Annotated in this window: 5 protein-coding genes and 1 pseudogene; 3 read left to right on the top strand and 3 right to left on the bottom strand. The window is 71.2% G+C overall.

Features of this window, described 5'->3' with window-relative positions; all coding sequences use genetic code 11:
- Position 1: 1 nt before the first annotated feature.
- The 3 genes from AB1609_16645 to AB1609_16635 form a co-directional block, all read right to left on the bottom strand.
- On the bottom strand, positions 2–262 hold the full coding sequence (locus AB1609_16645) for a hypothetical protein (GenBank protein ID MEW6048076.1): 261 nt from the start codon (positions 260–262) through the stop codon (positions 2–4).
- Between the two features lie 239 nt (positions 263–501).
- Positions 502–1,749, bottom strand: a complete 1,248-nt coding sequence (locus AB1609_16640; GenBank protein ID MEW6048075.1) for an MFS transporter — start codon at positions 1,747–1,749, stop codon at positions 502–504.
- 6 nt (positions 1,750–1,755) lie between these two features.
- The gene (locus AB1609_16635; protein ID MEW6048074.1) at positions 1,756–2,502 is read right to left on the bottom strand and encodes an HAD-IA family hydrolase; all 747 of its coding nucleotides are present in this window, start codon (positions 2,500–2,502) and stop codon (positions 1,756–1,758) included.
- Between the two features lie 280 nt (positions 2,503–2,782).
- On the opposite strand from AB1609_16635, the gene AB1609_16630 reads away from it, so the two are divergent.
- From AB1609_16630 to AB1609_16620, 3 genes and pseudogenes are all read left to right on the top strand, one after another.
- Positions 2,783–3,760: a BadF/BadG/BcrA/BcrD ATPase family protein gene (locus AB1609_16630; protein ID MEW6048073.1), complete on the top strand. Its 978-nt coding sequence runs from the start codon at positions 2,783–2,785 to the stop codon at positions 3,758–3,760.
- A 215-nt stretch (positions 3,761–3,975) separates the two neighbouring features.
- Positions 3,976–4,113, top strand: a pseudogene (gene safA, locus AB1609_16625) (SafA/ExsA family spore coat assembly protein).
- Positions 4,114–4,125: 12 nt separating this feature from the next.
- Positions 4,126–4,344, top strand: a complete 219-nt coding sequence (locus AB1609_16620) for a DUF2642 domain-containing protein (protein ID MEW6048072.1) — start codon at positions 4,126–4,128, stop codon at positions 4,342–4,344.
- The last annotated feature ends 38 nt before the right edge of the window (positions 4,345–4,382 follow it).

The following is a 4,382-nucleotide window of genomic DNA, read 5'->3' as shown; positions in this document are numbered from 1 at the left end:
GTCAAACGCGCTTTTTCATGGCTTTGAGTGCCCGTGCGGCGCGCGCGGCCGAGATGTCGGATGCCCGTTGCGCCCGGTCACGAGCGTCACCCACCAGGTCCTCGTACTCCAGTACCGCGCTCGCGTCGGGGGGCGTGCCGTGTCCGCGCCGAACTCCCCCGGGCCAATCCGTGTCAGTGGGCGACGGGCTCATGGGCACCTGTTGTGGGTCGAGCCGTTGCGACTCACCCTTTCCGGGCTGTCGTCTCCTCGAGTCTGCCATGGCGGCCTCCTTTTCCCCGGCGGTACCCCCGCGCTGTGAGGGGCATGGATGCAAGCGTGCCTGACGGGGCGCCGGCCCCCTGTCCCCGCCGGGCGTCGCGGTTTCGAGCCCTATCATTCCCAAAAGGCCGGGTTTCTCGCAGCGGTCCACCCGCCGGGGCAGGTATGCGAAGGTGATGAGTTCGGTGAAAGTCCGGGTGAGGCTGGCGGCCAGGGCGGGGCAGAGGATGTTCGACGCGGTCAGACCCCACGAACCCCGGCGACGGCCGGTGCCGCGCCCTCGAGGCGGCGCTTCAGCGACCAGGCCAGGGCCGTCACCAGGAGCGCCACGGCTGTGGCCACGACGTACACCGAGCGCAGGCCCCACGCGTCCGCAACCACGCCGGCCATGAGCGCACCGAGTACGGCGGAAAACGCCTCCGCTCCGTCGAGGGCCCCCATGCCGCCGCCACGTTCCGAAGCCGCCGTCAGCGACCCTGCCGCCCAGGTGGCCCCTGCCCGCACGAGCGCGTAAACAGGGAGCAAGAAGGCAGCCGCCGCCACCAGTGCGCTGGACGCGGCCGCCATGGCGGCGTACATGAGGGTGTAGAGCGAGCCCCCGGCCACGAGGAGGGTCCCGGGGGGCGGGTGTCGCCCGGGCGCTCCGAGCCAGGCGTACGCCACCAGCCCGAAGGCCGTGGCAATGGTCAGCGCCGTTCCGTACAGGGCCTCGCTCCCGCCCAGCAGGCCCACCACGTAGAACCCGAAGACCGTGAAGCTCGCCTCGCCCGCCAGGGTGGCGAGCGAAAAGACCGTGAACAGCCTGACCAGCAACGGGTGCCCGTAGAGCCGGCGCCACTCATGTGCGAGGGCCGCAAACTGCGCCGCTGCATGGCGAAGAGCGTCCAGGCCCCTGCCGCGCTGGCCCTCGGCGTCTGGCTCGAGGCGGCGCTGCTCAGGCACTGCTATCGCCACCCACAGCGCCACCATCGCCGCCAGCCCGGCCGCCACCGCCAGCAGGTTGCGGCCCGGCGCCCCGGTGCTGCCCCGCATGGCCACCGCCAGGCTTCCCAGCATCCAGCCCCACGACTCCAGCTGCAGCCACCAGGCCAGCGCCCGCCCGGGCGTCCCTGCCGGCCCCGGCCTCAGCGAGACCAGGGCTTTTCCCGCCGGGGAAAGCCCCGCAAAGAAAAGCGCGCCAGAGCTCACCACCGCCACCGCCTGCAGCCCCGTGGACACGAACAAGAGTCCCACGCCGGTCACCGCGTACCCCGCGAGCCCGGCCAGCATGGGCAGCTTCAGGCGGCCCGTGACGTCGGCCAGAGCGCCCCAGACGTTGGCCGCGACGAAGCGGATGAGGGCCGGCACCGCCGTGATCAGCGCCAGTTGCAGGATGCGGCGTTCACCGGCGCTGTACAGGTAGAGCGGGACGTACCCGAAGATGATGAGTTCGGCGAAGGTGCGGCTGAGGCTTGCGGCCAGCACGGGGTAGAGGATGTTGCTCGCCACGGCGGCTCAGGCCTTCCCCGCGAGCAGGCGCCAGCGGGCGAGTTCGCCGGCCAGTTCCTGGAGGTGCCGGAGCCTGGGGGCGTTGCAGCTCTCGTAAAGCCACAGGGGATCCATGGCGACACCCTCGATGCCGGCCGACCTGGCGCCCACCACGTCCACGGAGAAAATGTCGCCAACGTGCACCGCTTCGCCCGGGCCGACTCCCGCCCGCTCGAGCGCGATCTGGAAGATGCGAGGGTCGGGCTTTTCCACGCCAACGAGCGTCGAGTCCACGACGAAGTCCAGGTACGGGCGCAGCCCGGCCGTCTCCAGGAACTGTTCCACCCGCCCGTCCGCGTTGGAGACGACGCCAAGCGTGAGGCCCAGCTCACGGAGCTTCCGCAGCGACTCCGCCGTGCCGGGGCGGACTGCCAGCCACAGCGTCCCGGCCTCAGCGGCTTGTTCGATGCGCTCGAGAACCGCTCCACGAGCGCCTTGCGCCACGCTTGCTGCTTCGAGCACGGTGGCGAAATAACCGCCGGCGGGCCGCGGTATGCGCCCGGCCATGAACGCATCCCAGCGGGTGCGCGCCACGTATTCTGCCGCCATGAGGCGTTCGGCCGGGCAGGGGCTTGCGGCCTCGGCGCACCAGCGGGCGATTCGCTCCCAGTCGGGGTAGATCAGGGTGTTGCCCGCATCGAGGAAGACGGCCCGCAGGCGAGGGGCCAGGCGGGCGCACAGCGCTCTAAGCTGGGCGTCGGGCACGGGCTGCACGGCGATGCACCTCTGCGGCCGCTGCACGGCAGATGCTGCAGCGTGGGATTCAACGTCGGGCTTTCGGGTGACCCGCCAACGGTTCGACGCAGGGCCGCCGTTCCCCTTCGGCTCACCGCGAGCAGAGAGCGGGCACGGTACGGCAGGGCGACGCCGGCCAGGGCTCTCGCTCCCGCGCCCTGCCGTGCGCGGCCCCCGTCTGGCAGGAGCCGGAGGCGTGCCCAGGGAAACACAACCGCCAGCCAGGGGCCGGGAAGCGAGCAGCGGAAGGGGTGGGCGGGTGGATCGCACCTTTGTCCTCGGCGTTGACGGCGGGCAGACGGGGAGCCGCATCGCTCTCGCCGCTCTGGACGGCACCGTGCTGGCGACCGCCCGAGGCGGGCCCGCCGACCACCTTCACGAGCCCGGCGGCTTGGAGCGGTTCAACGCCCTGCTCGACAGCGTGGCGGCCCTGATCGATCGTGCCGGCGCCATGGAGCGGTTAGCCTGCGCCTGGTTCGGCCTCACCGGCCATGCGGACGAGGCTCGCCCCCTCGTAGAGCGGCGCCTGCCTGTTCCGCATCTCGTCGTGGAACACGACATGGAGATTGCCGTAGCAGGTGCCAGCCTGGGGCGGCCGGCCGTGGTCGTGCTGGCGGGCACCGGTACCGTGGCACGGGCGACGGGGGGCGGCGCTTCGGTCACGGTGGGCGCCTGGGGCTACCTGGGCGACGAGGCCGGGGGGTTCGACGTGGCTCGCATGGCAGTGGTGGCCGCCTGCCGGGCCATTGACGGGCGCGGGCCGGCCACCGCGCTGGTGGACGCGCTCCCCCGGGCCTGTTCAGCCCGTTCCATCCGGGATCTCCTTTCCCATTTCTACGGGCAGCGCCTGGCCCGCCATGAGTTCGCCCGGGCCGCCCGAGTGGTAGCGGAACTCGCGGCCCATGGAGACCCCGCCTGCCAGGATATCCTGCGCCAGGCCGGCGAAACCCTGGCCGGGTATGCGGCCGCGGCGTACGAGCGGCTTGAGCAGCAGGTGGGGCGTGCGGCGGTCGAGAGCCTGCCGTGCTACCTCACCGGCGGCGTCGGGCAGGCGGGCCCCATCCTGGTGCAGAGCATGGAACAGGCGCTGGGACGCCGCCTCGGACGCCCCGTCCGGGTCAGGCCCGCCGAACTCCCGCCGCTCGGCGGCGCGCTCCTCAAGGCCATCGAGCGGGTCGCCGGGCAAGCGGATGGAGCCGCCGTCGCACGCCTGAAGGACGGGCTCCGCTCCGGCTGACTCGCAGCGACTCACGGCCGGCCGGGCCGATCCCTGTCACACCGCGATGCCCCTCGCCCGAGTACGGGGTTGCACGCGTGGCTCCTGCCGAGGGATCCCGTCAAACAGGACGCCAGTACCGGTACCCCGGATGGGGGTGGCCCATAGCTTGCGGGCGGAAGGAGGTTGACAAAGCCTTGTCGTTTCCGCCGCCGCCCCCGTGTCCAGGGGGGTTCATTTACACGGTTCAGCCGGGTGACACCATGTTCTTGATCGCCCAGCGGTTTGGAGTGAGCCTGAACGCGCTCATTGCCGCCAACCCCCAGATACCCAACCCGAACCTCATCTTCCCCGGCCAGCAGGTTTGCGTTCCACCGATAATCCCGGTGCCGCCCGAGCCGCCGTTCATCCAGCACCTGCGAACCTTCATCAACAGCCACATCCGCGTCGTCTTGATGGGCGGGCAGACGGGCGGGCCTTCGTTTGACTTCAACGGAACGCTGCAGGCCGTGTTCACCGACCACATCCTGCTGATGGTGGACAGCGCCCAACGGCACATCCGCATCGACGCCATCGCCTGGTTTGAGCCGCTGCTGACCTCGTGAGCGAGAGACCGGCTGTCCCCCTGGAGCGGGCGCCGCCA

The organism is Bacillota bacterium, assembly GCA_040754675.1.
GTDB lineage: Bacteria > Bacillota > Limnochordia > Limnochordales > Geochordaceae > Geochorda.
The sequence above is the reverse complement of the archived record's forward strand: the minus strand, read 5'-3'. Positions and strand labels throughout refer to the sequence as shown.